The organism is Pontibacter saemangeumensis, assembly GCF_039541895.1.
Taxonomy (GTDB): Bacteria; Bacteroidota; Bacteroidia; order Cytophagales; family Hymenobacteraceae; genus Pontibacter; species Pontibacter saemangeumensis.
The window spans coordinates 919,729-925,728 of the sequence record NZ_BAABHC010000029.1 but is presented as its reverse complement, the minus strand read 5'-3'; the positions used below and the strand labels follow the sequence as shown (position 1 = coordinate 925,728).

Genomic DNA, 6,000 nt, shown 5'->3' with positions numbered 1-6,000 from the left:
TGTCTGTTGAGTGGCCTCATGGTTGTCTCTTGCCCTGCGGGCGTTTAGTTTCTATGTATACAGATGCGGGGCGTCCCTCTGAGGGGGCCCGCCCTTTGGCTTTGCTTACAGATAGCCGGCTTCCCCGGCCCGGGGCCCTGTCCTCAGGGAGGAGGCGCGAGACGGTGGAGGCCGTGATGCCGAGCCGCTGGGCGATGTCGTGGATGGTTACCCTGGGGTTTTTGTCCATATGTCTTGAGTAACCTGGAGGCCAGCCTGTAACCTGCCCGGTTGCTTACTGCTCGTTGCGCGGTTTGCCGATGGTGGCCAGAATACCCCCGTCCATGGTGAGCGTGTCGACCGGGCCGAGGTTGATAACGTCCAGCTCGCGGCGTCCAGGGAAGTACTCGGCGCAGCGCGGGAAGGTTTGCAGCGTATGGGGTGTACTCTCATCTATCGGCATTATGCTGCGTAAACGTTTGCGCAAATTACGATTAATTTTGAAAAAAACTATTTTACAACTTTTCATTATTACATTTTAGAGCAAAAGTGTGCCTGGGTAAGTAAGCACTGACATTTTTTATAATATGGGTTTAAGCTGAACTGAACCACATTTTTAAATTTATTTCAGAAAATGTTTTAACAATAATTGTGATTGGGCAGGAATGTTCATATCATGCAACCGTTTGCGCAAGTAATGGTTGCATGATTGTGAGTGATTAGTCATTATCACAGGGCTGGCAACTTTCAAAATGGGAATGAGGCGGAAGCGGTAAAAGCATCAAAGCGGCTTTTTACATTGACAAGCGGCCTACGAAGGCAGGGACAGGCAGTGAGAGACTTTCAATTAAAGTAAAATTATATATCACATTCTTAACTTGATTATTTATGCGAAACGCTCTACTCTGGAGGTCGAAATGTCTGTTTACCTTCGCTTTCTTTTTTGTCGCGATAGCAGGGGCGCTTGCCCAGGGCTTTGCTGTCACTGGAAAGGTGGTTGATGAAAACAATCAGGCACTGCCGGGGGTGACAGTGCTCGAAAAGGGTTCCACCTCGAACGGTGCCGCAACCGATATCGGCGGCAACTTCACGCTGTCTGTTCCAGACGGCAATGCCGTCCTGGTCTTCTCCTATGTCGGCTACGACCCGAAGGAGGTGCCAGTCAACAACCAGACCACCTTCTCTGTTACCCTGACTCCGGACCAGCAGGCCCTGGAGGAAGTGGTGGTGATCGGCTACGGAACTGCCAAGAGGCAGGATCTGACTGGGGCTGTCACCTCCATGGCTGCGAGAGAGATAGAGAAGATACCCGTGTCAAATGTCGCGGAAGCCATGACCGGTAGAATGGCGGGCGTGCAGGTGACAACGACTGACGGTGCCCCGGGGGCAGAAATCGTGATCCGTGTGCGCGGCGGAGGATCCGTTACACAGGATAATTCCCCTTTATACATTGTGGATGGTTTTCCGGTGAGCAGTATCAATGACATTGCTCCTGCCGATATCGCCAGCATCGACATTCTGAAGGACGCGGCCTCGGCGGCTATATATGGTGCCCGCGGCGCCAACGGCGTTGTGATCATCACAACAAAGAGCGCCAAAAGCGGCAAAACCAATGTGTCCTATAATGGCTATGTGCAGGCAAGGACCTTACCCCGGAAGTTAGAGGTGCTGTCGCCATACGAGTTCGTGCTGGCGCAGTATGAATACGCCAGGCTAAGAGGGACAACCGATCTGGAGAACTTCAGCAGGTATTTTGGCGTGTACGAGGACCTGGAGCTTTACAAGAGGCAGAAAGGGACTGATTGGCAGGAGGAGCTTTTTGGAGACCCTGCTATGTCGCAGTTTCATAACCTGAGCGTTACGGGAGGAACAGACAAGACTAAGATGAGCTTCAGCGTGACGCATAACAAGGATGAAGGTTTGATGGTGGGCTCTGCCTACGATCGCACGTACCTCAACTTTAAATTGAACCACGAGATATCCAACGCCTTGAGGATTGACCTGGCTTCCCGTTTTTCGAACACCAACATAGACGGTGCCGGTACCTCAGGCGGTTCCAGCATCAGGATATCAGACGGCATCACGACACGCCCCGTGAACGGCATCGCCGACGCCATCGAAATAGATCCGGCAACAACTGCAGGGGCAGATGACGATTACGATCAGTTCCTGCGGAGCATGATCAGCCCGCCAGAACTTGCCAGGCAGGACTACAGGAACAGGCTGACCAAAACCCTTAACATGAGCGCGGCTTTGTCGTGGTTCATGACCAAGGACCTGATGTACCGCTCTGAATTCGGCGCTGACTTCGTTTTTGGCGAAAACAAACGCTATTTCGGGCCCCTAACAGGTGAATCCCGGAATGTGGGCGGGAACATGCCGCTGGGTGAAATCACAAATTCGCAGGGCCAGAAATACCGTTGGGCCAATACCCTTAACTATACCCTGAAAGCAAATGATGTGCATGACCTGAACCTGTTAGTGGGGCAGGAAATGATCCAGAGCTCTGGTTTCTCCAGGTTCCAGCGGGCAAAATACTTTGCTGAGCATTTACAGCCGGAGGTGCTTTTTGCCAACATGGCGCTGGGAACCCCTGACAGGCAATCCACGAATGTGGATGTGGAAGACCATCTGCTCTCCTTCTTTGGCCGTGCCAACTACCAGTTGATGAACAAATACCTGCTTACCCTGACATTGCGCGCGGACGGTTCCAGCAAGTTTGCCAAGGGCAATCAATGGGGCATTTTCCCGGCTGCGGCGGCGGCATGGCGTATTTCTGAAGAAGATTTCATGAAAAGCCTCCCACTGGTATCAGACCTGAAAATGAGGCTGAGCTATGGCGAGGCAGGCAACAACCGCATCGGGGACAATGCTTTCAGAAGAACCTATGCCATCTCCGACAACAGGACGATCGGATTTGGCGATGTTGCACAGCCTTACTATGTGGCATCTTCAAACGTGCTGGTAAACCCTGATCTGAAATGGGAGACAACCGTGACCAGGAATGCCGGCCTTGACTTCGGTATACTGGACAACCGCTTGTCGGGTACTTTTGATATCTACTGGAACACGACAAGCGACCTGCTGGTGGAGTCGGATATTCCTGCATACCTGGGTTACACCAAGCAGCTGCGTAACATAGGCCAAACGTCCAACAAAGGCTGGGAACTCGGCTTGAACGGAAGCATCGTAGACACAGAGAACTTCACCCTTACCGGTAGCTTTAACATAGGCGTGAATGAATCCAGAATCGACAAGCTGGATGGTGTGGATAGCAGGGCATTCATGTCGAACTGGGCTGGCACTGACCTGAAGGGGCAGGATGACTACCGGCTGAACGTGGGCGAAAACGTGGGCCTGATGTACGGCTTTGTGAACGACGGATTCTACACCGTGGATGACTTCCAGTCCTATAACCCTGCCACCGGAGCTTATACCCTTAAAGAAGGCGTGCCCAACGTGGCCTCTTACCTGGGGGGCATCTCCTTACGGCCCGGCGTGATGAAACTCAAGGATCTGGACGGCGATGGCACTATCACTGCGGACAATGACCGCCAGATCATCGGGAACGCCACCTCCAAGCATAGCGGCGGCTTTGGCCTGAACGCTACTTTCAAAGGGTTTGACTTCTCTACCTTCTTGAACTGGGTATATGGCAACGACGTGTACAACACCGGCAAGATATCCTTCAACATGCTGCACAGGACAACCTATGGCAACATGCTGAACACGATGAACTCCGACAACAGGTTTACCTATATAGATGAGGCAGGCCAGCTGGTGACAGACCTGGAGGAACTGCGCGCCCTGAATGCGGATGCAACCATATGGTCGCCATTCTCCATGGGCAATGCCTCGCCGGTGATGAACTCGTGGGCGGTAGAGGATGGTTCGTTCCTGCGCCTGAGCAATGTCACGCTGGGGTACTCTTTGCCCAACGCCCTGACGTCTAAAGTTGGCATGAAGCAGCTGCGGGTGTATGGCACTGTTTACAACGCATGGCTGTGGACCAACTACTCAGGGTATGACCCGGAGGTGAGCGCCACCAGAAGCAGCTCCTATGCAGCCCTGACGCCCGGTGTGGATTATTCAGCCTACCCAAAGAGCCGCACCTTCACCGTTGGTGTCAATGTCAACTTCTAATTCCAATCATCAGGTATATAAATTGTTCATGCGATGAAAAAGATAATCTTATATAGTGCTGCAGTGGTTGCGCTGCTCTTTACCTCTTGCGATGACTACCTGGAAACAGATTCCCCGTCGTCTTTCACCCAGGATTACATTTTTAGCAACGAGGCAGACGCGGCCAAAGCTGTTTACGGAATCTATGCGCTCTTCAACCAGGATGCCTATACCTCCAGGCTTTCCAGCAACTTCATGGGGAACACCGACACCGAGATGGGGGGCGTAAGCGCCTCCCCCGACAACAACCGCCGGGATATATGGTCTTTTGAGGCGACAGCGGGAAACCCAGATGTGCGGGTTGTCTGGAACAATGCCTTCAACGCCATCAACAGGGCAAACGAAGCCATCGAAGGGATTGAGAACAGTGAGCTCTACAAGCAGGGAAATCCCATGATGAAGCATCTGCGGGGGGAGGCGCTTGCCTTGCGGGCCCACTGGTATTATTACCTTGTGAACCTGTGGGGAGATGTGCCGCTTAAACTCACACCAACCAAGGCAGGGGATGAGTTCTACCTGCCCAAAACAGACAGGAACGAGATTCTGACGCAGCTTATAACAGATTTGAGAGAGGCGGAGCCTGATATGATGTGGGCCGACCAGCTGGATTATGGCATAGAGCGCGTGAACAGGGAGTTTGTGATGGGTTTGATCGCCCGCCTGTCGCTAACCCGTGGAGGCTATGCGCTTTACCCGGATATGTCTGCGAAGAGAAGCGCCGATTACCTGGAGTACTACGGGATTGCCAATGAATATGCGAAGAAGCTCATCAGCCTGAAACCGCATACGCTGACGCCTGATTTTGGAAAGGTGTTCCGCAACCAGGTCGAGTATATATCACCTGAGAACGAGGATGTGCTCTTCGAAGTCGCTTTTCACCCGGGTTTTGGCGATGTCGCCTGGAACAACGGCGTCAGAGTGGATGCCGGAACCCACCCCTATGGTTCAGGCTCTAACTATGTGAGCATCCCGGCCAGCTATTACTATTCCTTCGACACGCTGGATACACGGCAGGCTGTAACTGGCTCTTTGGTTGCCTATGATAAAGAACTGTTAGAGCAGCCGGTAAACGTGGCCTCGATAGCCCCGGGCAAATGGAACCGCCTGTGGCTGCAAACGCCTCCGGGGGCGGCAAGTGCCAAAGGCACAGGGGTAAACTGGCCGGTGATGCGGTACGCGGACGTGCTGCTGATGCTTGCCGAAACGGAGAACGAGCTGAACGGGCCAGCAGGCGTGGCGGCGGATGCCCTGAAGCAAGTGCGGCAACGCGCTTTCAGGCAGGAGAACTGGACAGAGAAAGTGGATGAGTATATAAGCCGGGTGTCTGGCAGCAAAGAGGCATTTTTCCAGGCTATCGTAGACGAGCGAGCCTGGGAGTTCGGCGCAGAGGGGATCCGCAAGTATGACCTGATCCGCTGGAACCTGTACGGGCAGAAGGTAGCTGAGACAAGACAAACCCTTACCGAAATGGGGCTCGACACCTACAACAACGCAGGTGAGTATGCCAACCTGCCGGGCGTACTGTACTACAAGCGCAACGCCGACGGCTCCATCACCTACCTGAATAAGTTCAGAAGCGTTGACCCTGCCACCATTCCGGTGGTGGACTCGCCCAACAAGGGAGACAACCCGAACGGCTACTACAGCCACACCTGGCTGCGAGGAAACATCAATACGACCACCATGGAGCCTGCAGACTATATAAGCAGGAACTGGAGAGGCTACCGTGACGAGACAGGGGCATCGGCAGTACGGTATATCCTGCCTATCCCGAGTGAGACTGTTACCGGGAGCCTGGGCGTATTGGCAAACGACGGGTATGGCTTCTAATCAGGCACC

General features: G+C 53.4%; 4 protein-coding genes. 2 read left to right on the top strand and 2 right to left on the bottom strand.

From position 1 onward, the window contains the following. Positions 1 to 16: 16 nt before the first annotated feature. Together ABD920_RS22015 and ABD920_RS22010 are read right to left on the bottom strand one after the other, a co-directional pair. On the bottom strand, positions 17 to 229 hold the full coding sequence (locus ABD920_RS22015; RefSeq protein ID WP_345162359.1) for a winged helix-turn-helix transcriptional regulator: 213 nt from the start codon (positions 227 to 229) through the stop codon (positions 17 to 19). A 45-nt stretch (positions 230 to 274) separates the two neighbouring features. Then, positions 275 to 442, bottom strand: a complete 168-nt coding sequence (locus ABD920_RS22010) for a cupin domain-containing protein (RefSeq protein ID WP_345162357.1) — start codon at positions 440 to 442, stop codon at positions 275 to 277. A gap of 425 nt (positions 443 to 867) precedes the next feature. On the opposite strand from ABD920_RS22010, the gene ABD920_RS22005 reads away from it, so the two are divergent. Together ABD920_RS22005 and ABD920_RS22000 are read left to right on the top strand one after the other, a co-directional pair. After that, positions 868 to 4,122 (top strand): SusC/RagA family TonB-linked outer membrane protein, encoded by a 3,255-nt coding sequence (locus ABD920_RS22005; RefSeq protein ID WP_345162355.1) that lies wholly within the window; start codon positions 868 to 870, stop codon positions 4,120 to 4,122. Between the two features lie 33 nt (positions 4,123 to 4,155). Further along, positions 4,156 to 5,991 (top strand): RagB/SusD family nutrient uptake outer membrane protein, encoded by a 1,836-nt coding sequence (locus ABD920_RS22000; RefSeq protein WP_345162353.1) that lies wholly within the window; start codon positions 4,156 to 4,158, stop codon positions 5,989 to 5,991. The last annotated feature ends 9 nt before the right edge of the window (positions 5,992 to 6,000 follow it).

Bases quoted from the DNA above. Each gene is read 5' to 3' on its own strand.
- ABD920_RS22005 (WP_345162355.1), top strand. From the start codon at position 868: ATGCGAAACGCTCTACTCTGGAGGTCGAAATGTCTGTTTACCTTCGCT.
- ABD920_RS22000 (WP_345162353.1), top strand. From the start codon at position 4,156: ATGAAAAAGATAATCTTATATAGTGCTGCAGTGGTTGCGCTGCTCTTT.
- ABD920_RS22010 (WP_345162357.1), bottom strand. From the start codon at position 442: ATGCCGATAGATGAGAGTACACCCCATACGCTGCAAACCTTCCCGCGC.
- ABD920_RS22015 (WP_345162359.1), bottom strand. From the start codon at position 229: ATGGACAAAAACCCCAGGGTAACCATCCACGACATCGCCCAGCGGCTC.